Annotated in this window: 18 protein-coding genes and 1 pseudogene; 14 read left to right on the top strand and 5 right to left on the bottom strand. The window is 44.4% G+C overall.

Going from position 1 to position 25,066, the window contains the following annotated elements; translation table 11 throughout:
• Positions 1 to 356 precede the first annotated feature (356 nt).
• The 11 genes and pseudogenes from H6F73_RS03115 (at position 357) to H6F73_RS03065 (ending at position 15,421) form a co-directional block, all read left to right on the top strand.
• Positions 357 to 1,676 carry a Fis family transcriptional regulator gene (locus tag H6F73_RS03115; protein WP_190757359.1) on the top strand — a complete coding sequence of 440 codons (1,320 nt, stop codon included), beginning with the start codon at positions 357 to 359 and terminating at the stop codon, positions 1,674 to 1,676.
• Positions 1,669 to 5,202 carry a hypothetical protein gene (locus H6F73_RS03110; protein ID WP_190757358.1) on the top strand — a complete coding sequence of 1,178 codons (3,534 nt, stop codon included), beginning with the start codon at positions 1,669 to 1,671 and terminating at the stop codon, positions 5,200 to 5,202. The genes H6F73_RS03115 and H6F73_RS03110 overlap by 8 nt, the downstream gene beginning before the upstream one ends.
• Complete coding sequence (locus H6F73_RS03105) at positions 5,189 to 8,017, top strand: DUF3962 domain-containing protein (protein WP_190757357.1); 2,829 nt, start codon at positions 5,189 to 5,191, stop codon at positions 8,015 to 8,017. The genes H6F73_RS03110 and H6F73_RS03105 overlap by 14 nt, the downstream gene beginning before the upstream one ends.
• Before the next feature lie 165 nt (positions 8,018 to 8,182).
• A pseudogene (locus tag H6F73_RS26330) lies at positions 8,183 to 8,370 on the top strand (IS701 family transposase); the annotation flags it as partial.
• Between the two features lie 1,348 nt (positions 8,371 to 9,718).
• Positions 9,719 to 10,921 (top strand): methyltransferase domain-containing protein, encoded by a 1,203-nt coding sequence (locus tag H6F73_RS03095; protein WP_190757355.1) that lies wholly within the window; start codon positions 9,719 to 9,721, stop codon positions 10,919 to 10,921.
• 78 nt (positions 10,922 to 10,999) lie between these two features.
• A complete protein-coding gene (locus H6F73_RS03090; protein WP_190757354.1) occupies positions 11,000 to 11,224 on the top strand; it encodes a hypothetical protein in 225 nt (74 codons plus the stop codon).
• 96 nt (positions 11,225 to 11,320) lie between these two features.
• Entirely contained in the window at positions 11,321 to 11,611 is a 291-nt protein-coding gene (locus tag H6F73_RS03085) for a methyltransferase (RefSeq protein WP_190757353.1), read from the top strand.
• A gap of 28 nt (positions 11,612 to 11,639) precedes the next feature.
• Positions 11,640 to 12,755 carry an inorganic phosphate transporter gene (locus H6F73_RS03080; RefSeq protein ID WP_190757352.1) on the top strand — a complete coding sequence of 372 codons (1,116 nt, stop codon included), beginning with the start codon at positions 11,640 to 11,642 and terminating at the stop codon, positions 12,753 to 12,755.
• A 73-nt stretch (positions 12,756 to 12,828) separates the two neighbouring features.
• The gene (gene arsS / locus H6F73_RS03075) at positions 12,829 to 13,839 is read left to right on the top strand and encodes an arsenosugar biosynthesis radical SAM (seleno)protein ArsS (protein ID WP_190757351.1); all 1,011 of its coding nucleotides are present in this window, start codon (positions 12,829 to 12,831) and stop codon (positions 13,837 to 13,839) included.
• 29 nt (positions 13,840 to 13,868) lie between these two features.
• Complete coding sequence (locus H6F73_RS03070; protein ID WP_242072313.1) at positions 13,869 to 14,603, top strand: TVP38/TMEM64 family protein; 735 nt, start codon at positions 13,869 to 13,871, stop codon at positions 14,601 to 14,603.
• A gap of 146 nt (positions 14,604 to 14,749) precedes the next feature.
• Positions 14,750 to 15,421 carry a TVP38/TMEM64 family protein gene (locus H6F73_RS03065; protein ID WP_190757350.1) on the top strand — a complete coding sequence of 224 codons (672 nt, stop codon included), beginning with the start codon at positions 14,750 to 14,752 and terminating at the stop codon, positions 15,419 to 15,421.
• 21 nt (positions 15,422 to 15,442) lie between these two features.
• Here H6F73_RS03065 and H6F73_RS03060 read toward each other — a convergent pair whose 3' ends face one another.
• The 4 genes from H6F73_RS03060 to H6F73_RS03045 form a co-directional block, all read right to left on the bottom strand.
• The gene (locus H6F73_RS03060; protein WP_190757349.1) at positions 15,443 to 16,111 is read right to left on the bottom strand and encodes a glutathione S-transferase family protein; all 669 of its coding nucleotides are present in this window, start codon (positions 16,109 to 16,111) and stop codon (positions 15,443 to 15,445) included.
• 322 nt (positions 16,112 to 16,433) lie between these two features.
• A complete protein-coding gene (locus tag H6F73_RS03055; protein ID WP_190757348.1) occupies positions 16,434 to 18,089 on the bottom strand; it encodes a serine/threonine-protein kinase in 1,656 nt (551 codons plus the stop codon).
• A gap of 399 nt (positions 18,090 to 18,488) precedes the next feature.
• On the bottom strand, positions 18,489 to 20,873 hold the full coding sequence (locus H6F73_RS26325) for a class I SAM-dependent methyltransferase (RefSeq protein ID WP_190757347.1): 2,385 nt from the start codon (positions 20,871 to 20,873) through the stop codon (positions 18,489 to 18,491).
• Between the two features lie 87 nt (positions 20,874 to 20,960).
• Positions 20,961 to 21,224 carry a hypothetical protein gene (locus H6F73_RS03045; protein WP_190757346.1) on the bottom strand — a complete coding sequence of 88 codons (264 nt, stop codon included), beginning with the start codon at positions 21,222 to 21,224 and terminating at the stop codon, positions 20,961 to 20,963.
• A gap of 18 nt (positions 21,225 to 21,242) precedes the next feature.
• On the opposite strand from H6F73_RS03045, the gene H6F73_RS03040 reads away from it, so the two are divergent.
• The 3 genes from H6F73_RS03040 to H6F73_RS03030 all read left to right on the top strand — a co-directional run bounded on the left by H6F73_RS03040 (position 21,243) and on the right by H6F73_RS03030 (position 23,289).
• Positions 21,243 to 21,848, top strand: a complete 606-nt coding sequence (locus H6F73_RS03040) for a peroxiredoxin (RefSeq protein ID WP_190757345.1) — start codon at positions 21,243 to 21,245, stop codon at positions 21,846 to 21,848.
• A 237-nt stretch (positions 21,849 to 22,085) separates the two neighbouring features.
• The gene (locus H6F73_RS03035) at positions 22,086 to 22,628 is read left to right on the top strand and encodes a redoxin domain-containing protein (protein ID WP_190757344.1); all 543 of its coding nucleotides are present in this window, start codon (positions 22,086 to 22,088) and stop codon (positions 22,626 to 22,628) included.
• 55 nt (positions 22,629 to 22,683) lie between these two features.
• Entirely contained in the window at positions 22,684 to 23,289 is a 606-nt protein-coding gene (locus H6F73_RS03030) for a glutathione binding-like protein (protein ID WP_190757343.1), read from the top strand.
• A 346-nt stretch (positions 23,290 to 23,635) separates the two neighbouring features.
• On the opposite strand, the gene H6F73_RS03025 is transcribed toward H6F73_RS03030, so the two are convergent.
• Positions 23,636 to 25,054 carry a hypothetical protein gene (locus tag H6F73_RS03025; RefSeq protein WP_190757342.1) on the bottom strand — a complete coding sequence of 473 codons (1,419 nt, stop codon included), beginning with the start codon at positions 25,052 to 25,054 and terminating at the stop codon, positions 23,636 to 23,638.
• Between the last annotated feature and the right edge of the window lie 12 nt (positions 25,055 to 25,066).

Below are 25,066 nucleotides of genomic sequence, written 5' to 3'. Positions count from 1 at the left end.
TCACCGCAGATAAATCATCTGTTTATGCCGGCTGGCCGGCTGCGTTATCCTCTTTTGAAAAGAGGGGACTGTTTTCAAAAAGCTTACAAGACTTAAGCTGAAATATTGAAGATTATAAACACCCACTTTGTGAGCAAATGACGTGCAGCATATTAAGCGTAATTTGACGTGGGAGCAGTGGGAATTAATCGCACAAGAGTTTCCATCAGCACGCGCCCGGTGATCACCTCAACATGGCGTCGAGCAATAAAAATTGAAACATTGGAAACATTATGGAAACATTGAAAAAATTCCTTGACACACTGGTGATAGGGGCGTGAGAATGGGGTCGAACCCTAGATTTAGGAGGGTGGGCCGTGAAAGTCACCAGACATCGAGACAAAATCATAGAGGGGCTGCGAGAGTGGTTTCGCGTTCACAAAGAGGGGCCAACGCTGGAAGAGTTATGCGTAGAACTGGGAATGCAAACCCGCCAGAAAGCAACGCTGCAACGCTGGTTGCAGACTATGCGAGGCATCGACGTGGAGTGGGAAGATAATGCCGCCCGCAGTCTCCGCCTGCTTGCAAGCGACCCTACAGTTGAACCCGAATTACAGATATCAGTACCGGAAACATTGCGCTATCTAGCAACGGGACTGGCACAGTGGGAAAGCCAAGAACGGATAAAGCAGCGCTCGGACATTATTCCACAAGCTCTCCGCATCGGGATGTCCCGAATGTACCTAACATCTTTACTGCAAGGAGATGAAACAGCTCCCTCAAACCTCCCAGAATTTTTTGATTGGGCAAAAAATCCAATAGTTGAGTGGAAGCCGGCAGCAGAAATTAAACACCTTTCGCCAGATGTCACCCTCATTGAAGACGAGTTACTTTCCGACTTTGCCCAACAGTGGCAAGTAACAGGTGGCGACGTAGAACTACAGGTGCAAGAGAAAATCTTACAAGATGTTGTCGAACATTGCCGAGTTCATCAACTAGAAGAAGCCTATCGCGCGTACCGTAAACTCATTATTGAACGTCCCGTCCTCTCCTACTCACAATACCGCCGGCTTTTGTCTTCGACCCAACTCAGACCTCTGCGCGAATTCTTGCTAAAAACATACATCAATTTAGTCGATTTAGCAGAAGAAAATAGCTATCATCTTTGCTCTCGCTGCAAATATGTAATGCGCCGCCATCAATATAAAACCTATAGCTGCCGAAACATAACTTGCGAAAAACTCAGCGCCCAACTACATCTTCCGCCACTGCCACCAATTCCCAAAGATGATGCAGAAAATTGGAAAGTTTTAACTCCAGGTGTGCATCGTTACGGGACAATTCCTGGAATTTGGGAAATTCAATTAGCAGAAACTCTCACAAAATTAGGCATCCGCGTTACCCTGTGGCCAGAAATTGATGAATTTGACTTGCTCGTGGAATTTAGCAAAAAAATCCGCTGGGCTATTGATGTCAAAGATTGGTCGTATCTGGATGAAGAGCGTTTGGAGAAAGTACAGTATCGAACCGATATGACAGAAACCTTTGTTGTCTTCCCTTCTGAGCGAGAAGAAGTGTTGCGGATTAAGGTAGAGCGCCGACAAATCGAACCAGAATTAGGTGGAGTGCGTTTGATGCTAATGAGTGAAATTATCTCCCAAGCAAAACAAATTTTAGAGAAGAAAAACAATGCGTAACATTGCGAAATGGGGGCAAAAATTACGCGAGGCTTTGCGGAAGTCAGATGATTTAAAAGCCTATGTTGCTTATAACATGACTGAAGCTGCTGATCACCTAGTCCAGAAGCGAGAAGTCGAGCGCCTATCTCAACTCATTACCGAAGTCGAATTAGGGCTAACCTTGCTGAAAGAAATAGCCCCTGAAGAAAATGCAACTTCAGTCTCAGCTTTACTTGCCGGCTATCGATTTCCGGTTGAAGTTCTGCAAAGTGATGCCAACTGGAGACTGGTACAAACGGCCCGTTTTTATCTGGTGCGTCGCAAAGGGAATCAATGGGAACGGGCGCTCAAGGATTACATCAAAGTTCCAGAAATTTTGAGAATCTATAGCTTGATAAACATCAACCAAGCCCCGCAATTAATTTCCTCAAGTACCTACCCCAAACGCTTGCAGATATATCGGCAAACCTTATCATCAAGCCCACCACACAAAAAACAAAAAATTCAACTAGCAACTTCTGGGTATTGGTATGCCAAAATTTCCCAAAAAGGAAATGCTCCTCTTGAGATTCCCATCAATATTCCTCAAGCTGTTTCTCATCTTTCATCCTCACCACAAGTATCTTTTCACCGGACGCGCACTCAAGAGAATCCTTCTCATACCGTCACTTTAAAGGAGTTACTGAGTTCTGCCCAGGAAATGGATAGTCAACTGGCTGAATCAGGGCACGAGCCAGAAAATTACTATAGCCGGCTTCAGGGCATTGCCTTACGGCTATATGACGAATCTAGGGATGATTTTTATCCAGGTTGTGAACTGAAATTAGAACAACTCGTTCACATTGTCGGTTTATTAAATGTTGGCAAATCAACGCTGCTCGAAATTCTTATTTACCATTTGGCAAAACAGGGATATCGTTGCGCTTTAATCGTCAATGATGTAGTAGCAGCCGTGCGCCTCGCTTCTCTATTTTGGCATGGAATGGGCATTCCTGCGGCTCCCGTACTAGGGAGTGATCGCTCACAACAATTAGAAAAAGTTTACGAACCCATTTTAGCAACAATGGGTGAAGAAATTGAACAAGGTGCGATTCATCCAGCATGGCGCTGGTTTAGCCCTGTCTGTCCCTTACTCGCTTTAGTGCAATCAGAGGATAAGTGGGAATTTGGCTCTGAACCTTGTCACAATCTTTACCAAAAAGGAACCAGCCTCAAAAAAGACAATGACGTAGACTCGGAGGATTTAGACGATTGGGAGGAAGACGAGACTAAAGATAAATCTACCTGTCCTTTTTATTACAAATGTCCGCGCCACCAGCTGGAACGAGACATCGGGCAATCTTTAGTGTGGGTATTAACAAGTGCTAGCTTAATTCACACCCGCGTACCCCGCCAAATTTTTGAGGAAAAACTTACGTTTGCTGAAGCCGTTTACCGCGAATGCAATTTTCTATTTATTGACGAAGCTGATCGGGTACAGGTGCAATTTGACGAAGCTTTTGCTCCTGATGAAGTGTTAGTTGATGGTTCAGAAAGGTCATTATTAAATCAACTCGGACTCAAGTTTCCGACGGCGATTTACCATTCCGACCGCCGCAGCATGGGAGCTGAATTATTAGCATCTGCTAAAAAAGCAAATGACTACGCTCAAATTGCGACTGACATTATTCTTCCTAAACTGCATAGTCAACCTAAACTCGTTGAATGGTTAGGCTCAAATCCTTTCACAGCTCGTTCTGTATTTTCCCATATTATCCGTGATCTCCTCGAACCTCCACCGCACATAGAGAATGAGAAACCCAAAACTAAACTATCCCGTAAAGAACGCAGCGAACAACGGCTAAAACGAATTGAGGCCGGCTTGCCACCTGATAAGGAACGCCAGCGGCGCAAACAGATATTGCAGACAATAGAGAATTTTTTGCAAGCTCCTCTCAATCACCGTAAAGGAGGAGAACTTTCGCAGATTGCCTCTATTCTATTGAGTGCAGAGAGCGAAGGAGCAGCATTAGATGAAGTGGCTGGGTGGCTCAATAAGTGGCTTAAATCTTTGGAAATTTCTATCACTGACAACAGTAAGTTTGAGGAAACGACACACCACTTATACTTCGCGATTCTCGTAGCGGTGCTGACGAATCGTTTAGCGTTTCTAGTTGATGATCATTTAAGCGCATTAACGCGGACAGGTCTTATTGATTTGCACGACACAAGCCTTTCCCTCGTGTATCGTCCGCCTCTGGACTATTTGCCGATCCTGCCATCTGCACCTGTGGGTAATATTTTGGGCTTTAAATATATGCCTGAATATGGAAATAACAGAGGTGGAAAATTAGAGTATTTCCGCTATGTTGGAGTGGGCCGCTACTTACTTCTAAATTTCCCCACTCTATGGGCTGCTGACGGTTGGGATGGTCCCCATACAGTGTTGATTTCAGGCACGAGCTATGCTCCTGGCGCTCCAGCTTATCACATTCAGAAAACACCCAAAATATTGCTAGAACCGGCAGCGAATAATGACAAAGCCGGCGATGCAGGAATTGGCGAAAGTGAGTTTTTCTTCAGGCCACAACAGAGTGCAGGCAAGTTCATCGCTCTATCGGGACAACCACCTGCTGTGCGGAAATACAAGGCTGAAGAGATGGTTAAGGCTATCTGTAATAAACCTGGACACGCTAAGAGCTTTATTGAACAATTATTTGAGGTGTTGAAGGATAAAGAACAGCTTGACCCGCAGCGGTGGGGTGATCGCCAGCGGTTGCTGGTTATTACTAATAGCTATGAAGAAGCAGAAAAGGTTGAGTCGGTTTTGAAATCGGTTTATCGCGTTGAAAATATTGACGAAATCAAAGTCCTTCGTCGCGATAATGCTCCAGCTAATTTGAGCGGAATACGTCGGGGCAAAATTCGGGATTTGAAACAGCTTCCTACCCAGATTGTAGTAGCGCCTTTAATGGCCCTAGAAAGAGGCCACAACATCCTCAACGATAGCCGAATAGCAGCCTTTGGAGCAGCAGTGTTCTTATGCCGGCCTATGCCAGTGCCAGATGATTGGCAAACCACTGTCCAGCAACTTAACAATTGGACGCTAGAAAATGCTTCTAATTCTGCTCTGTACGAGCCAATGCAACGGCGTGGTGACGCTTTGACACTGACAAATGTTGAGGACGAATTTTACAAGTATGCAGTGGCAAAGATGCTCGACTTGAGCTGTCGGGCGATGTCTTTTAAACAGTTGACGGATGATGAGCGCTCTGTACTTTGCTGGACTCAGCTAGTCAGTATCTGGCAAATCATTGGGCGTTTAGTGCGAGGAGGTGTTCCTTGTCTCGTTCATTTTTTGGATGTCAAGTTTGCCCCAAAATCAGCCGAAGGGGAATTCGACAGCAAAGCTACCTCTCTTTTGGTGGGAATTATCAAAGAACTTCAACTCTCGGTTGAGGGTGAAGAGAAACAACCTAGTGAAAGAACCTTAGCGCGAGCGCTTTACGGAGCGTTCTTCAATGCACTCAAACAAACAAAGGAATTACGCTATGAAGGGATTTGAAACAATTCTCCCCGGAGCCTGGAAATTGACCAAAGAACTGCAATACGAGCTCTTTTCCCTCCAGGTTCCTACTGCATGGCAGCAAGTTGCTCAATCTCTTGCAAAAAAGCGCGTCAAGGTGCTTGGGAAAGGCTATTCGTCTGTGCCGGTGGGTTCCCTTGATCCCATTATGGCTGCTAGTTTTCCGAAAATCATCCAGACTGCGCGTCAAGGGTGGAAGTATCCTGCTGTGCCTTGGGTGTTTGCAACAGAAGATGCTGACCTTTCAGACTTGCCTGAATTCATTAAAGATTGGCTACGGGAAGAGTTTAGCAACTGTTTGGGGGAGGATGAAGTCGAGTCGATTCTTGAGAAGCTAGATAATGATGTTTGGCATTGGGAAAAGCCTAAAAATTATTCTCTGCTGAATCCGCCAGAAAATCTATACAATGATATCCGCTTCCAAGCAATTCCAGATTACTTAGCTGTTGAATTTCTCAAAAATCCTAAAATTTGCTTTGGCGATAACAATCAGTATGAACTCACATTCTACCGAGTTGCTAGCCTCAATCAGGGTTCTGAATTGATGTCATGGCCTCCTCATACAGTTTCGCTGATTGAGAAAAACAAACAAGTGGGGATAGCCGATATCTCATTTGTTATTCGTTTTAAGCTGCACACGGTTCCTTGGCGTCAAGACCCGCTCATTTACCATCAACTTTCAATGCGACAATGGATTGTGGAGCCTTTCGATAAATTTCCCTTTGGAGGTGCTACCGCTTATATTGGTGATAATCATCGGTGGTTAGATGGAGTTCACCAGCCGTTCTGTTTTATGCCTTTACGCATCAAGAAAATAATGACGCAAGAAGGGAGAAAACCAAGATGGCCAAGAGCTATTACTGAGCTTCTTAAAATCAACGATTCTCCCCTTTTTGAACCTGACAGTTTAGCCTCAGCTCCTAAGCATCAATGGTCAATTGTTGGAGAAGAACCAGGCGGGATACAAGTAGCAATTGCCTACCATACTTCTTGGGGTAAACTCCCTTGCCTTCGCGGCGTCAGTCCACGAGATTTAGCTAGCCTGGATGTGGCAATTCAAAATAAGTTCGTTGGGGAAAATTTACCTCTTCAGCGAGTGGGTGAAGCCCAGAAGGTTGCTGGCACATCTGTGCTTTTCTGGGAGCGTGGAACTCCCAAGAAGAGAGGCGATAAATCACCTAAAAACCGAGACGATCTATCTACACCAATGCTGCGCTCTAAAATCGCTTCACCCGCTCTGTTTCGTTTGTCTGAAAATATTCCACCTACAATACTTATCCTCTGGGAAACCAAAGAATGTCGAGACGCGCTGATTGCTGAAATCTGTAATTTACTTGACTTGTCTCAAAAAGGTGAAGTCCAGCGTGATGAAAGTCCTATTGGAGTTCTGAAAGAAGAAGCTTTTTATGAAGGCCAGTTAGGTTCTCTGATCATCAAAACTCAGCACGTCGAAGATTTGACACAAAAACTTGATGTTGAGGATTCCTCTGTCAAAGGCAACAACCGTCAACAGAAACGCCTTAATTTACTTGATGAGCGCATTGACCAAATTAGTTCATCCCTACCAAAATCAGAGGGACTTAGCGGTGCTTTAATCGAGATTAAGCCAAAAGAATACTTTTTCCCACCAGAGTCAGATCCCAAACTGGCACTACGCATTGGGGCAATGCGAGCCGGCTATGTTAACCAACATATTCATGCGGTAACAGGCCAACTAAAAAAGGGTAGAAAATCTCTCAGTAGAAATGCCTCTAATCGAGTGCAAAAAGCTGTCTCGGATTTATTGCGACAATTTGGAATTCTGCCGGCTCCTCTAATTAGCTTACAAAAAGATGGCATTGATCCAAACTTATGGCTGACGTGTTTCCGCACCCTGCGTCGCACTCGCAAAACAACCGCTAGCAATACGCCTGCTACTGTTGCATTGATGGTGCGAGTTAATCCAGTAAAGGGAATTGTAGAAGTTACCACTCCTTCTTTATTTCTGAAGCAGAGATGGGTATCGTATCCTGCCGGACTTCGCGCTCTAATCACTGAGAAGTGGGACGTTGATTCTTATATTGATGAAACGATTAGTGACAGCAGTGAAGAACGACCATCAAGTGAGAAAATACGCGAACAACAACTTCTCAATCAGTTTGTGGCAGATTGTTTGCGCGATTGTCTAAACACTCCAGTTGAAAATCAAGAACTGCCTCGTGTACTATTCATGGCGGAAGCGCTAAATGCCCGCAAGATGTTGACGTGGTTACAAAACCCCAAACTACCCGCCAACGATTTACCCAACGAACTGAAACAACGTATTTTGACAGAATCAGAACGAAATCGCTTGTGGCTTGTGCGGTTGCGAGTTGCAGGCAACGGTGAAGTTCCTGTTGGTATTGTCAAGGGTTCTGCCGGCAGCCGAACTAGCGGTTTATTCGGTTGGCAAGATGTGTGTGATGGTGGAAAAAATATGCTTTATCTAAGCATGAGAAAGCCGTTAAATACTGAACAAGGTACAAATACATTACAAGTAAAACAGTCTCGACTTGAGAATGGTAGCAGGCAACATGGAAACCCAAAACTCCTAGAGATAGCGGTGGTTCATTCACCTGGAATAGAGGCCAAAAAATTGGCTTATTTCGTTCACAGTCTCAGAGACCGCTGGCCATATTTCGCTAAAGAAGTTTCTTTGCCGTTTCCGTTTCCGTTTGCCACTTTAGCTAAAGAGTATGCAGTTAGTGCTAAAGATCCGGTTGATTCATTAGAGGAATCCGAGGAATCAGAAGATTCAGAGGAATCTGTTGACTAACAGGAATCGGTAGATCATGTTGGAGGTAGCAGCTTCATGCAGAGCGAGGGATGTTGTGTCAACCTTCGCTTCCCAAAAGTTTAAATAGCGGGACTTAAACAAAAATCGAAAGTAAGTAAAGGTCTAATCTAGACATAGAAGAGATTTTACGTTCAAGATTGACTCATGAAAGAGACAGCCCCCGCTGCCATGCCACTTTGGTTTCAGAGATGGTGCTAACGGTTTGATGATGTCTGAACGCATCAAGCTCAAAAAATAGGGTTAGGAATTATATCGGCGAATTATGGGGGGAAAGTGAACGAAAAAACCTGTCTCAAATGGCGAATAACTCAGTTGGAGCGGCTTACCACCGATGACATCATTTTTTAACACAAGCGCCCTGGTCAACCGCTGCAGTTAATGAGCGCCGGCAGAAAAAAGCTCTTGCAAAATTCAGGAAAATGAGTTAAATAAAAAAAGAAATTACGAATGATTATAGACTCCTGAATGAAATATAAACAAGCTCTGCAAGCCTGCTCATCTAAGTTTAAACTGAAGTAGATTTTTACGATAGAAACATTATGTAAAATCGTGCCACTCTTAGGAAAAGCGCCTGCAGGGCAGTCGAGGGATTTATGCTAAACTATCAATAACCGACAAATTTTGTTGACATTACAGTATCAGCGAAAGTATAGAACACTGTTTCATATTGCCCAAGATTGGGGAATTCACGAATCGACAGCACAACGCACAGTCAAGAGAATTGAAGGGATGTTAATTAAATCCCAAGAATTTAGCCTACCGAGTCAACGAGAACTCGCGAAGCAAACAACAGAGATGGAAGCCGTCGTTTATTTAAAGAGATTAAGATTAAACTAATACAAGAGATTGAGATAATTGCAGAGCAAGGATATCACGGAATTAACCGATATCATACTAACAGTCTAAATCCTTATAAAAACTTCCAAAAATATAAGTTAACAAAAGAACAAAAACAAGACAATACAAGCACCGCTAGAGTCAGAATAAAAGTTGAGTATGTGATTTGATTCTTGAAAATATTTAAAATTTTATATAGTTGATATCGGAATCGCAGAAAACGGGTTGGACTGCGAGTAAACCTGAGCGCTAGAATTTACAACTACAAACTAAAAATTGCTAGAGAGTCTTAATTTTGCAAGAGGTCAAATTAGTTGGTTTGCCTTCCCTCAAGTTTCTGATTGAGCCAGGACAAAATCTAGTGTTCTATGAATAACTACTGATTCCTCTAAAAAGTTTTTATGTGGTTAAAATATTTTTTTGACCTTAATTAAAATATGAGCTGATGCGGTTTTCTGACCTTCCAATAAATAAGCATTTCTCGAATTTTATATTCTATTCTAAAGGTGTTTATTAGCGGCGGCATCCTTGTTGAGCGAATTAAGTAAAAAATGTAATTTTAGGCTATATAGCAATCCTAAATCGGTTGTACGTTCGTGCAAGCAAGATACCCACACGACAAGTTTTTCGGGCTGATGAGCCTTGAAAAATCACAGAGGATTGCTATAGATGTGCTAATTGGTGTACAGGCCCTTTAGCCTGATTCATAGCTAGCTTCTCTTAGAACAAATTTATTTGGCAAGAGTTGAATGAATTTTCCATAATTTAAAATTTATGTAAAAATTATAGCTTTGACTCACCCGCTCATCAGAATAATTTGGACATTTTAAAGGAGAAATCTCCATGACTGAGATTGTAACGAATGATCTGCCGGCACCTACAACCGCTTATGATGTCGAAAATGCTGTTCTAGAACGATACAAGGCGGGTGCTCGTGAAGCACAGCCGGCTCTCTGTTGCCCCACAGAATACGAAGGCGGATATCTGGAAGGCTTGCCCCAAGAAATCATTGAAAAGGATTACGGCTGTGGAGATCCAACACGCTATGTAAAAGCCGGCGAAACAGTGGTAGACCTCGGTTCCGGAGCTGGAAAAAATTGCTATATTATAGCTCAAAAAGTCGGATCTCAAGGTCAAGTGATTGGGGTTGATTTTAATGACGAGATGCTGAGGTTGGCGAAGAAATATCAAGATGAAATCGCCAGCAAACTGGGATACAACAATGTACATTTTGTCAAGGGAAAAATTCAAGACCTTGCGTTAAATTTAGACGAAGTTCAGCGGTGGTTAGAGAAACATCCGGTGACATCTATTGAGGGAATTGGCGCATTGGAAGCTGAATGCGCTCGCCTTCGGGTGGAATCGCCGTTAATCTCGGATAACAGTGTTGATGTTGTTATTTCTAATTGTGTGCTGAACTTGGTTCGCTCACAAGATAAGCAACAGTTGTTCCAAGAAATCTACCGAGTGCTAAAACGCGGCGGTAGAGCGGTAATTTCTGATATTGTTTGCGACGAAGATCCGACACCGGCAATCTTGAATGATCCCGAATTGTGGAGTGGCTGTATCGCCGGCGCTTTCCGGGAAGATGAATTTCTAGAAATGTTTGAGCAAGCCGGCTTCTATGGAATCGAGATTTTGAGCCGGCAGGAAGAACCTTGGCAAGTGATTGATGGCATCGAATTTCGTTCCCTCACGGTACGCGCTTTTAAAGGTAAAGACGGCCCTTGCCTAGAGCGCAACCAAGCCGTAATTTATAAAGGCCCGTGGAAACAAGTCCTCGATGATGATGGCCACACCTATGAGCGGGGGCAGCGCATGGCTGTGTGTGACAAGACTTACAAGATATTAACCGATGCCAATGGCCCTTATCACCGCGATCTGGTGCCGGTGGAATCCTATCAAAACATTCCTCTGGAAGAGGCTCAAGCCTTTGATTGCCAGCGCACCGGCATCCGCCACCCACAAGAAACCAAAGGGTTAGACTATCGCGTAACTGTGACGAATGAAGGTGCGGCTTGCTGCGCCCCAGAAAGCTGTTGCTAAGCGATCTGGCGCATCGCTTTCAGCGGTTCGTCAATAACACTCCTTAGTAAGATGACCTACAACACTTAATTAAGGAGAATGTTACATCAGTCGTCCGAGTCGTCCTCAATTTTAGGGATTATCGCGTTGGTGTTTTGTTATGGGCTTTGGCAATTGAAGGCTTGGGTTAAAACAAGTACGCTATTTTTGTCGGTTTTTGGCCTGATTTCAGGCGGAGGCTCGAATGCGATCAGCATTCTTTTTGCCGGCGTGATGATTGATTACCTGTTGCAACCAGAGGTTAAATTGGCTTTTGGTAAGTAGTCTCAAGTAGGCTATGGCCGATGGCGGGTGAGTTATGGCTCTTGCCCGCCCTAAACCCATAACACGTTAAAAATTAACACGAGAGAAGTTGAAACAATGTCCCAAACCAACCCGATGCCAAACTCGAATGAAACACCGACACCAATGGCGATGATGCAAATGATTTCTAGTCGTTGGGTGTCACAACCGCTTTACGTTGCCGCAGAACTCGGCATGAATGAAGCCTTTATGGGCAAGCTGGTTGACTTGGAAATGCCAGTAATAGCTGGAGGTCGGGAGCGCACTGAAACTGAGTATCGCCCACTGTTGGGAGCAGCCGGTTTCGAGTTAACCAACATTGTCCCCACTCAAACGCCGCTCAGTGTGATAGAGTCCGTGCCGGTCTAGTTTTAGACAACAGTTAGGAGTGTAGATAATGTTGCTGGGTGCTCTATTTTTAGCGACGCTTTTTTTAGCTTATTCCAATGGCGCGAATGATAATTTTAAAGGTGTGGCGACTTTGTTTGGGAGCCAGACAGCCAATTATAAAAGAGCGATCGGGTGGGCAACGATCACGACGTTTGCTGGCTCAGTTTTCTCGATTTTTCTAGCGCAAACGCTGATTAAAAGCTTTTCTGGTAAAGGACTGGTGCCAGATGTACTCGCCGATACCTCAGATTTTCATATAGCCGTTGCGTTGGCGGCGGGTTTGACGGTCATTCTTGCGACTGTGACGGGATTTCCGATTTCCACCACCCACGGACTTACGGGTGCGCTTGTCGGTGCCGGCTTGATGGCGATTGGCACTCAAGTTAATTTTACTGCACTCCAGAAAAATTTTTTATGGCCGCTGTTATTGAGTCCGATTGTTGCGATTGCTTTAGGAACTTTTATTTATGGTTGGTTTCGCTATTTGAGAATTTATTTAGGCATTGAGAAAGAATGGTGCCTGTGCGTGGGTGAAACTCAACAGGTGATTCCCATTCCCCAGCCTGATGCGGCGAATGTGCTTCAGTGCGTGACGACGACTGATATTGCTGTTGATTCTCAAGAAAAATGCAGCCAAAGATATACCGGAAATTTTCTCAGCATTAACAGTCAAAAATTGGTTGATACTTGCCATTATTTGAGTGCGGGGGTGGTCAGTTTTGCCAGAGGTTTGAACGATACTCCGAAGATTGTTTCCTTGATGCTGATAGGGGAAGCGCTTTCGATTCAGTGGGGAAGTCTAGCGGTTGCTTTGGGAATGGCTGTGGGCGGTTTGCTGAACGCTCAAAAAGTGGCCGAAACGATGAGCAAAAAGATTACAAAAATGAACGCCGGCCAGGGATTTTCTGCTAATTTGGTGACGGGATTTCTGGTGATTGCTGCCAGCCGATATGGACTGCCGGTTTCTACAACTCATGTGTCTGTTGGCTCTATCTTTGGGGTGGGATTGATTTCCCGGAAAGCAAACGCTCGTGTTTTCTATCAAATTCTACTATCATGGATTTTGACGTTACCCATTGCTGCTTTATTAAGCGCTAGTATTTACTGGGCATTGCAGCGTTAAAAAGATTAGCTGCTAGAGTGGAAATTCAAGCAGCTTTAAGATAAAAAATTTTTGATAGAGTAGGAAAACTGAAATGGTTGAGACAAAAAATATTCAAAAAAATCCAGTAGTAACTCCTTTTGAAAAGAAACTAGGATTACCTTTAACGAAGCAGGAAATCACGGTTTTACAAGTTAATTTAGGTAAACGTTGTAACCTTGCTTGCACTCATTGTCATGTGGAAGCCGGCCCAAAACGGACAGAAGAACTTTCTCCGGAAGTTTGTGAGCAGTTGATTGAGATTATTCGGCGGTTTCCCCAAATTAAAACCGTCGATCTGACAGGCGGTGCGCCGGAGATGAATTACGGGTTTAAGCCGCTGGTGGAAGCTGCACGATTGGAAGGTAAGGAAGTAATTATTCGCTCAAATTTAACGATTTATTTTGAGCCTGGGTTTGAGGAAATTCCAGAGTATTGCGCTGAACACCGGCTGAGAATTGTTGCGTCTCTTCCCTGTTATTTACAAGATAATGTTGATAAGATGCGGGGTGCCGGTGTTTATGATGCTTCTATTCGGGCGATTCAATGGCTAAACCGGCTCGGTTATGGTGCCGATCCGAATTTGATTTTGGATTTGGTTTACAATCCAACGATTCCGAGTTCTCCAGAAAAGTTTTCTCTGCCGCCGGCTCAGGGTAAGCTTGAGCAGGATTACAAACTGTTCCTACAAGAACATTTTGGTATATCCTTTAATGGGCTTTTTACGATTACGAATTTGCCGATTGGAAGAACGAAGTTTCATTTAGAACACAAGCAAATTCTTAAGCCTTATCTGAGTTTTCTAGAGGAAAGTTTTAATTCTGATACGGTTGAGCGTTTGATGTGCCGCAATGAACTTTCGATTGATTATTTGGGAAATGTTTACGATTGCGATTTTAATCAAATGGAAAGGCTGCCGGCAAGAACTGCTGCCGGAGAGGTTGTAACGGTGGCGAAGCTTCTGGAGGCGGGGACGTTGGATTTGATTGAGGAAATCGGGACGGCATCTTACTGTTATGGGTGTACGGCGGGTTCGGGTTCTAGTTGCGGGGGTGCGTTGGTTTAAAAGTGCCCTCAAGTGTATTGATGTGAGGGATGATGAAAAACCCAAATGAACCCCAAGGAAATTTAAGAAGAAGCCAACTTATTTTTAAAATTATTTTGGCGAGTGTGTTTGTGGCTGGGTTAATTTTTGCGACTCAATATTTGGGGGTGCGAGAACGGTTGCTCGATGCTCTGGAGTGGATTCGCGGTTTTGGCATTTGGGGTGCTGGGATATTTATTATTATTTATATCCTGGCTACGGTGCTTTTTTTACCGGGTTCTATTTTGACATTGGGTGCCGGCGCAATATTTGGGGTGTTTTGGGGTTCTGTGTGGGTGTCGATTGCCGCGACATTGGGGGCAACTGCTGCTTTTTTGGTGGGGCGATATTTGGCGAGGGGTTGGGTTGAGCAACAGATTGCCGGCAATGAAAAGTTTAAAGCCATTGATGAAGCGGTTGCCGGCGAGGGATGGAAAATTGTGTGGTTAACTCGATTGTCTCCCATTTTTCCTTTTAATCTATTAAATTATGCCTTTGGGGTGACGCAAGTTTCTTTAAAAGATTACTTTTTAGCCTCTTGGATTGGAATGATGCCGGGAACGGTTATGTATGTTTATTTGGGTTCTGTTGCTAAGGATTTGGCTGCAATTGGAACCCAGGAACAACCGGCAACACCGGCACAGTGGATTCTGCGGATCGTTGGGTTACTGGCGACGGTGGCAGTCACCGTTTATGTAACACGCATTGCTAAAAAAGCTTTGGAGAGTAAAAGTAGTGAGGTATAATCTCAAATTTGAGAGTAACTGAAGCGAAGGGGGCTTTGCATGGTTGCTAATATTGAGGCCGAAAAGGAATCTAATCTTAGTAGTATTGCCCTCATTCTCAGACGCTCGATCTCGAATGAAAACATCTCAAATATAAAATCGAGATCATGCTAGGTAAGGCGATAAAAAATCCGCGTATTTGGTTGGGAATTGCCTTGGCAATCTGCCTACTGCTTTGCGCTTTAGGGCCACTACAAGCGCTGTTTAATTACTCTTTTTTAGTGAAGCAGTTGGAAAGCAGAGGGAACTTGGCAGTTTGCCTGTTTGTGGGAGTGTTTGCGCTGGCGACTGTGGTGGGGATTCCTGGAGTTATTTTCCCTGTTGTTGCCGGCGCAGTTTTCGGTTTATTCTGGGGCACTTTCTGGTCGGTTGTTGGGGCAACTTTGGGGGCTGTGGGTGCTTTCTGGATGTCGCGTTATCTGCTGCGAGGTTGGGCTGAACGTCGGTTTGCTGATGGGGGGGTGCTACACCAGCTTAATGTGGCGATCACCGGCAATCCTTTTGCGTTTGTAGTTGCTGTCCGCTTTGCGCCAATTTCTCCGTTTACGGTGGTGAATTTTTTATTTGGCTTAACCCCAATTAACTGGATTCCCTATTCTGCAGGCACGTTTATTGGGATTATCCCTGGTACAGTTGCTTACACTTGGGTGGGTGTCACCGGCAATCAAGTTTTACAAACAGGTGATCGTCTGCCTTTTATCCTGGCACTGAGTTTGTTAACGCTGCTGTCATTGCTGCCGGTTTTAGCCCGCAAAAAAGGCTTTTCTTCTGCAAAATAAGCAATTAAAGAATGAACCTTGTCAAAATGCGCCTCGCGTTGCGCCCCAGTCGAGCGCAGGGTCTTGTTCGTGTCCCGCTGCTTTCATTGCTCGCTGGTAGCCGGCACGCTCACTGATCCTTGCCAGCCACGCTTTAATGTTGGGCCGGCTGTCGAGACCGACATTGTAGAATGCCTTCATCGTGCCGAACGGGAAGTGCATCATGATGTCGGCGGCTGTGAATTCGGAACCCGCGAAGTAGGTTGCTTGCCCCAGGTGATCTTCAACCAATTGCAGGTGGCGATCCAGCCGTTCGCGGAGGGCAGATAGCAAGGGCGAACTGCTTTCGGGTGCTGCCGCCATAGCTGCAATCCAGTTCATGACGATCTGCGTCATCAGACTGCTGTTCGCGTAGTGAAACCAGTACAGGTAGTTAGGATACTGCGGTGACTCGACAGGGGCGGCGAGCTGTCCGTTTCCGTAGCGAGCCAGGATATACTCAATGATCGCGCCGGACTCGGCCATCACAATCTCGCCATCACACAGCACCGGCGCACTGCCGATTGGATGAATGGATCGCAGTTCAGTCGGAGCGAGTTGCGTGGCCTGATCGCGTTGATACACACGCAGTTCATAAGGTAACTGGAGTTCCTCAAGTAGCCAGATGATTCGCTCAGACTGGGAGACGTTGAGATGGTGGACAGTGAGCATAATTCCCTAAAGGTGGCTGCGTGGACTTTGGTTTGAGTATAGCAGCGCCGGCGTGCGAAGTTTCGATGCCGATTGGCGTGCTTCCTTGAGTGCCGCGCAAAGCACATTTAGCAGATATCCAGTTGAGCGCTAACTCGGTTTCATTATTGATGTGCCGGCCAGTTCAGTCGTTTAAATTTTCTTCAAAACCCGCCGCGCTTTATAAAATTTCTTAATGAATCGGTTTGGTTATTTTTTCCTGCCTATGATTCAAATTTAGCAAAATATGATTTCCTCTTTCTTTTTGATCTGTTCAATCAAAGAAAAAATCATGAATTTTGGGCTATTTTAACCCAGAATTTTGCTTGACATACAAAAACGGTACACCCACGAATAGGCAAGCTAAAAATATGCCAATCGCACCTGTAACCGTCAAGTCTATCTTGAACAAGAGCACCACTAAAAGCGTTGCGACTAATTCCTGAAATAATTTCTCGTTTTTAATTTCTTTGGATTGATTTAGGGCATTTTTGACTACCATAAAACAGCCGGCTAAAACGATGGAGTTTTGGGAGCTGAAAATGATGACATGATTAAAAATTGCTGCGATTGTGAAAAAGATTAAAACGTCTTGCCAAAACGCAGAGGTTTTAATTTTACCCAACCACTGTTTTGTCTTAGCTTTTTTAGAAAGACCTTGTTCTGGAGTTACTGGAAGGGGTTCAGGTAACGGCGTGACTTTTAAAACTTTTTGCCATTCTGGAATGCTTTCTTTACTAACTCTTCCAAAAACTTTTACTTTTTCTAAGGCTTTCAGTTGTAATTCATTTAATTGTGATTGAATGACGCGAGAAATCTCGAAATAATTTACTTTATGGTCTTCTTCCCGATTGACGACAATTGTTAACTGAGCTTTTGCCAAGCTCACTTGAACTTTTAGCTCATAAGGATTGAGCGCATCTTGCAAAGCTTTCTGAATTTCTACGCGCCGGTTTTGAATGGGGGGTTTGGGAACAATGGCAGAAGCAACCGGCACAGATGCCGGCAAAGATTTTGTTGCCGGTTTTAGCATCGCTGGGGCAGCCGATCCAACGGCTACAGGGCGCAAGCCGATTGGGACTGCCGGCGGATTTAATGCTTTAATGACTTGTGCTGCGGACAAATAGCGGCGGTTGATTGCCGGTTGCAACAATTTGTCTAAAATTTGACCCAGCGGATCGCTAACAATTTGGCCTAAATAATCTCGCCAAGCCCAAGTTCCTTCCCGACTATCAAATAAGTCAAAGGGAGGCATTTGAGTCAGTAAATGAACGCAAGTCACGCCTAAGCTGTAGAGATCGCTGGCAAAAACCGCTTTACCCATTAACTGTTCGGGTGCGGTATAAGCTGCTGAACCGATGACGGTGCCGGTTTTTTGTAAGGCAGTTCGGTTGACAAACTTTGCCGCGCCAAAATCAACCAAAACAAGTTGCCGGTCGGCGCTACGGCGGATAATATTTTCTGGCTTAATATCGCGGTGAATTAGTTGGTTTGTATGAACAAACTGCAACACCGGCAGCAGATCATTGAGCAATTGCCGGATTTGCTTTTCATTAAAAGCACCCGACACTGCCAATTCCTCAGCTAAATTGTGTCCATCAACAAATTCTTGCACCAAATACTGCTGCTGTCCTTGTTCAAAATGCGCCAGCAGTTCTGGTATTTGCGGATGTTTGCCTAAAACGTCTAATCTTATGGCTTCTTGGCGAAATAACTCCGCCGCTTTCACAGAATGAATAAATCCCTGATCTTGCGGGAAAAATTGCTTAATCACGCAGCGCGGTTGCGAGGGTTTCATCTCATCCACCGCTACGAAAGTTCTGCCAAAACCGCCGGCACCAATGGGTTTGATCGCCCGATAGCGTTCGCCTAGGAGTATTTTTGACCCGCAACTCTGGCAAAACTTGGCATCGTTGCTATTTTGGGGCTTTTGGCAATCAGGATGGAGGCAATAGCTCATACTGGCAAGCAATCAGCTGATTAAGTCTATAGTAAGTCTTCCCCACAAGTCGGCGCTTAGCCGCTCATAAAAGTTATGAATTACGACTTTTGAGCGTGAAATCAGCATCTTTACTCAAAAATCTTGCTTGAGGGGACGATCTCTGGTGTGTAGCTATGATGTGTCGGCGGATTGCGCTGAAGGCAAATCTATAACATCGTTCGATTACGCTAACACACTCTCCACTGAACAGGGCTGGCTGAGTAAAGCTTTCCAGAGTGTGGGCAATTGTTCAGGCAGCTTTGATAGCGGTGTCAGCTGTAGCAGACTTACAACAACATAAACCACCAAACCCACCCTGCTGATAGTTTGGCAAAAATTCCCCTAAAATTTCCCCCAAGCCGGCAAGATTGAAATTCCCTAATTTCCTAATCCCGTATCCTCTTCAACGGTATTGACAGGGGCTATTTTTTTTCCAACTAAATAATTCACACTCGCTAACTCTTCCTGCGCGGCTGGACTAAGCTGGACGACAAAATCTTTAGCCAGATAGAGAGTCGGGTGTTCAATTAGTTCCGACACTTTCATATTTTTAAACTTTTGGGCGATGGATGCCGGCAGTCCCCGAATGTAAGAGTTGAGAAACCAACTCAGACACCAAATCGGCGCACCCGCGTCTTGAACCCCACATTCTATAATGTTTAAATCTTCTGCAAAAAGATTCTTTAGACCGCTACTGGTCATATTGTAATAATGATCCGGATAGCCGTGAAAAGGTTGCAGAAAGGGAACTTGAATGTAAAGGGTTCCCCCAGGCTTTAACACTCGAATAATCTCTTGAGCGCATTCAAATGGATTTTTGACGTGTTCTAAAACCGCAAAGGAAAACACGGCATCAAAAACATTAGATTGAAATGGCAGTTTTTCCCCTATTCCCACCACATCGGTTGTTGCATACTCAACAATTTCAAAATTAATCACATTTGCATGGGGGGAATATTTTCTCAATCCGCAGCCGTTATCTAAAATTAATCCCTCTGGAAATTCTCGGATAAGCTGCCGGCACAGTTCGTCATACCCACTGCTAGAAATATTTGTTGTTGGCTTAACTTTTCCGTATTCGATTAATTCTTTTGTGAGAAAATTATAACTCGTTCTATTTTTGCTAAACTCCTCACCGCAATCACAGCAACGCAAAGCACTTTCTAAATCTTCTAATTTTTCACTCTCACAAATCGGACAGCGCAGAATGTTCCGAAGAGTTTGAAGTTTCTGATGTTTAACTTTCCAAAAATTTTCATAGGCTTGAGGGGAAATTTTAAACGGTAAGGCAAAACTGCACGCTTGATTCTCAACGAAAAAGTGGATCGACCAAACATCGCCTGGAGAAAAATCCGCAATTGACAGGAAATGCTGGAACCCCAGCATATAATTATAAGGAGAGTGTGCTTTTAAATCTGGACGCGTTTCAATGGCTAGCGGTTGAATAAATGTGCCGTCGGCATTTTGCAGGGTAGGCTGTTCGATGGGATGTGTTGCTGTTACCCACCCACGAATTATAAGAAAGGTGGCTGTCACTTCTTCATTTAAAGCAGGTGAATCCAGCCAGTAGGTAAACGGTTTAATTTCTTGGTTTTGGATATTTAAATCTGCCAAAACTGTATTTGAAATTGAAAATGTTAAAGGAAATGTGTGTTTTTCCCCATTAATTAAAAATCGTAAAAACCAAGATTCATCTGACAAAAGGTTGCGAGTTGAAAGATAATGTTGGAATCCCACAACATAAGAATGGGGATAATCCGCTTCCACATCTTGCCGGTTGAGAATTTCCAACGGTTCAACCCAGGTGCCGGTATTGCAAAGTGTTAACTCTTTGATGGGAAAATCTGCAGTCATCCACCCCCGCAAGAACACTCCACCCGAATTGATTTTTTCGTCTTGATTTGGAGATTCAATCTTGCAAGTAAAGGGTGCTTCGGATAAATTGTTATTTTTTAATTCTTCAAGAACTTGTCTGGAAATTGAAAAAGGCACGAGAAAATTATATTTTTTTCCTCTAATTGAAAAATGGATATACCAAGAATCAGACTCATCGGGTAAAAGTTCAATTGCTGATAAATAATGTTTAAATCCCAGCACATAATGATGGGGAGACTCAGCCGCAACATCCGGACGCTTGGTTATTTGTAACGGTTGAATACAGGTGCCGGCCTGATTTTGCAAAGTAGGATTTTCTATGAGATGTTCAGACTTAATCCACCCCCGAAATCCAATCACTCGTGAATTGACTTCTTCGTTAAAGGTTGGGGAATCTATACAATAGGTAAAGGGCTGCGTGAAACGAGTTGGATTTTTTAACTCCTCTAATAAAATTTTTGAAACTGTAAAATTAACGGAGAATTTATGAATTTTAGAATTAATGAGAAATTCAATATTCCATGAATCTCCTAATAATAAATTAAAAATAGAAAAGTAAGATTGAAACCCTACCACATATTGGCCGGCATAATCGGCTTCTACATCTGGACGACTGACAATTGCTAAGGGCTGCGTGTAAGTGCCGGCAGCATTTTGAAGCACAGGATGTTCTATCGGATACTCAGACGTAATCCAGCCGCGAATCGCAATTAAATTAGACGCAATTTCTTCATTAACTTTTGGGGAATCCAAGTAGTAGTTAAACGGGAAAGAAGATAAATTAGGGTCGCTTAAGTCTAAATTTTGATTGTTTTCAACGCCCTCCGCTACTTTTTTAGCCGGCAGTGTCTTTGAAACTAACTTAAATAGATTTTTGATGGGCTTCATAAATTTTCTGAGTAATCATTCAGGGTTTCAAGCTGCCTGAGTTCTTAAAAAAGTATCACAGATTTACCACTTTACTGTACCGCTCTCCTAAACCATCGCCTCAGCCTGGACGAATTGAGCCGGCTGGAGCCACATCTGCACCGGCTGGCTTAAGCTAAGAGTAGTGCGAAATCGTCTTCCTTCCTCAGAAGTGCCGGCTAGCCGCCCAACCGCCTGTCTACTCAAAATCGTTATGAGTATGATATATTTGTTACAGTTCGTAAATAAGCAGTCGGTGCGCGTGTGGCTGTAAAGACGCGCCAAAGGCGTCTCTACCTTGCCTAAACTCCCGCACAAGTAGAGTGTATACATTCAAGGAGATAACGGTTCATGACTCATCACGCAGAAGGATGTCTCCGGGTTGGCCAAACTGCCCCAGACTTCACCGCAACAGCTGTGGTCGATCAAGAATTCAAGACGATTAAATTGTCTGATTATCGTGGCAAGTATGTAGTCCTGTTCTTCTACCCCCTTGACTTCACCTTTGTGTGTCCCACAGAGATCACAGCCTTTAGTGATCGTCACGGAGATTTCTCTAAAATCAACACCGAAATTCTTGGCGTTTCAGTTGACAGTGAATTTTCTCACTTGGCATGGATTCAAAGCGACCGCAAATCTGGCGGCGTCGGCGATCTAAACTATCCACTTGTCTCTGATATTAAGAAAGAAATTAGCACCGCTTACAACGTGCTTGATCCAGAAGCTGGAATTGCCCTGCGAGGTCTCTTTATTATTGACAAAGAAGGTGTTATCCAGCACGCAACCATTAACAACCTCGCCTTCGGTCGCAATGTGGATGAAACCCTACGGACACTGCAAGCGATCCAGCACGTCCAGTCTCACCCCGATGAAGTCTGTCCCGCCGGCTGGCAGCCTGGTGATCAGACGATGACTCCCGATCCGGTCAAATCCAAAGTCTACTTTTCAGCTGTCTAATTTTCAGCAATTAGCTGGAAATCAAGGCTATCAAGTAGCGGGTAGCAGGGGCAGTTTTATGCAGTTAGATTATTGCTGATATTTTGAATATTTGCGATATAAACGCCCCTGCTGGAATACCGAATTTGTCAGAAATAAAATAGCCCAAGATCGATTGCCGATAATGAGCAAAGGGTTAATAAGTATGACTCATTATCGATTATTCATTGCCAAACTTTAGCAGGAGATATCGACTTTATGCTGACTTCTACTGACTTTAGCGGCTTAATCAATCAGCGCTTCTTCAACAACTTTTTGCCGAAGCCGGCAGCCAATAAACTATACATGGAAGTCTGCCCGCCAGACTTTGAACTGCCTGACATCAAAGGCAACCGCCGGCTTAAATTATCAGAATATCGAGGAAAGCAACCCGTCATACTCGCTTTCACGCGTATCTTCACAGAAAAGCAGTATTGTCCGCTGTGCTTTCCCCATATTAAAGCCATGAATCAGGCTTACGAACAATTTACCGAAGCCGGCGCAGAAGTTTTAATGATTAGCAGTACCGACGAGCGACAAAGTAAAATTGTCATCGAAGATTTGCATATCAAAATGCCGTTGCTAAGCGATCCTAAATGCGGCGTGTTTCGCGCCTATGGAACAGGTCAAGCCCTCGGTGCTCCCCTGCCGGCACAATTTGTCCTCGACAAACAAGGAAAACTCCGTTACAAGCACTTGTTCTCCTTCCTAGATCCCAATGCCGGTGTCGAAAAACTGCTAGAAGCACTCAAGAATTTGTAGATGTTTCCCGGCTAAAAATCCCTGATTAACTCGCCTCAAAACGAAGGAATAACGAATGATAGAACTCTACACCTTCACCACACCCAACGGACGCAAAGCGTCAATCATGCTGGAAGAAACCGGCCTTCCCTACAACACCCATAAAATTGACATTACCAAAAACGATCAATTCACCCCAGAATTCATCGCCATCAACCCCAATAGTAAAATTCCGGCGATTGTTGACACAGATGCCGGTATCACCGTATTTGAATCCGGCGCAATTCTCATTTATCTCGCCGAAAAAACCGGCAAATTCCTCCCCACAGATACCAAAAATCGCTTTCAAGTCATCGAATGGTTGATGTTCCAAATGGCTAGCGTTGGGCCAATGTTTGGTCAACTAAACCACTTCAAACGCTATGCACCCGAAAAAATTCCCTACGCCATCGAACGCTACGAAAAAGAAACCCTGCGACTTTATAGCGTCCTCGACAAACAACTAGAAAACCACGAATACATCTGCGGCGACTACTCAATTGCCGATATCGCCATATACCCTTGGGTTGCCATTTATGAATTCCAAGGACTCACCCTCGACGCACACCCCAACCTCAAACGCTGGGTAGAAACCGTCCAACAACGCCCCGCAGTTCAACGCGGGATGGCAGTTCCAGCATAGTAGGGGCATGGGGGATGGGGCATGGGAGAGAGGGAGATAGAAAAACTTGCCATCAGATCCTGGTATTCAACCTTGGCAAATAGACTATTAACTCAACCCCAGACAAAAACTTCCCATCAATAATCTATCTCTGCCACCAACAGATAACCCATCTGCGTTTATCTGCGTGCATCTGCGGTTAAAAAAAATCCCCCCATATCTCTGCCACCAACAGATAACCCATCTGCGTTTATCTGCGTGCATCTGCGGTTAAAAAAAATCCCCCCATATCTCTGACAACAACAGACAACACATCTCTGTATGCCTAACGGCACGCTGCGCTATCATCTGTGGTTAAAAAAATCTTTTAGCCTACAAAAAAAGTCATCCCAATCGGGCGAACTAAATCATCATTAGGCGCAACAAAAATCGCTCCTTGATTACCCGATGAAGGCAAAGAATTACCATTCGTTCCCTCATAGCGCAAAATTGCACCCCGATTATTTGCCCCCTCACTATAATCAAAACCAACCGTAAAAAGATTACCATTCGGAGAAAATGCTAAACTGCCGGTGAAATTCTGACTGGGTGAAGTACCCGTGTAATTAGTCGGCAAAACCTTAACCAATTCCCGCGTTTCTAAGTCATAACGCCGAATATCATTGGCAAAATCACTGACATAAAGATCGCCATCTTTAGGCCCAATTGCCATTCCTAAAAGGCTCACAAACCCCGCGCCATCCGGTGGAGTTGCCGGCGACGCAAACACTTCCGACTGCCTGGTTTGCGGGTTGAAGCGCAACACCTGACTCGGCAAGCCGGCGCTAAAATCAGGTTCACCGTCCCGTGCAACACTTCCTTGAGTCGTCACGTAAAGATTCCCATCCGGGGCAAAAAGCAGACCATTTGGCCCATTCAGCCCACCGGCTTGCGCGTTTCCAGTTGCAAAAACATCAATAAACTGGCCGGTTGTGCTGTTGTAGCGCAGGATGCTATCAGTCAAGAAACTGCTGACATAAAGATTCCCATCCTCGCCAAAAGCAAAACCATAAGGCCGGTGCAATCCGCCGGTTTCATCCACATTTGGTGTGTTAGGATTATCCCCGACAAACGCATCAATAAATTCTCCCGTTACCCCGTCATAGCGCAAGACAGCGGAAGCACCTTGTTCTTGAGAAGTTGCCGGCTTATCTCCACTACTGATATAAAGGTCTTGGATGCCATCACCGTTGCCATCCGGGCCGTAAATCAAGGTATCTGGAGCCAACAAACCGCCACTGTTCGCTGGGATAAATTCCCCTAAAATTTCGCCGGTTTTGGCATCAACGCGTTGCACATTATTCCCTCGGCTATTGCCAACCAGAAGCGTGTTTAACACTTGCAACGCTTGAGCTGGATCGCGGCCTTCATTAATACCAAATTTAACAAAATGTTCAATGCCGGTGAGTTTATCTTTTTCGACAACAGCGGCAACATCTGGGTTTCGTTCTAGATAAATCCGGGTGTTAAACAGAGAATTCGGATCGCGTTCCTCAAATTGACCAAATTTAATAAAATGATCGAAGGCTGTAATTTTATTACCTTCAACGGCGGCAGCAATATCTGGATTGTTTTCTAAATAAAAGCCGGTGTTAAACAGTTCGTTTGGATCGCGGCCTTCAAACCGGCCATACTCTTTAAAGTGAGCAAATCCACTGCTAAAGGCTCCACTCTTCACAGCCTCAGCCACATCCAGGTTGCTCTCTAGATAAAAGCTTTCGTCAAAAAGTCCGGTGCTGTCCAACATTAAATATATTTT

The organism is Microcoleus sp. FACHB-68 (assembly GCF_014695715.1).
Taxonomy (GTDB): domain Bacteria; phylum Cyanobacteriota; class Cyanobacteriia; order Cyanobacteriales; family Oscillatoriaceae; genus FACHB-68.
Note: the sequence above shows the minus strand (reverse complement) of the source record. Positions and strands in the feature narration are given on the sequence as shown.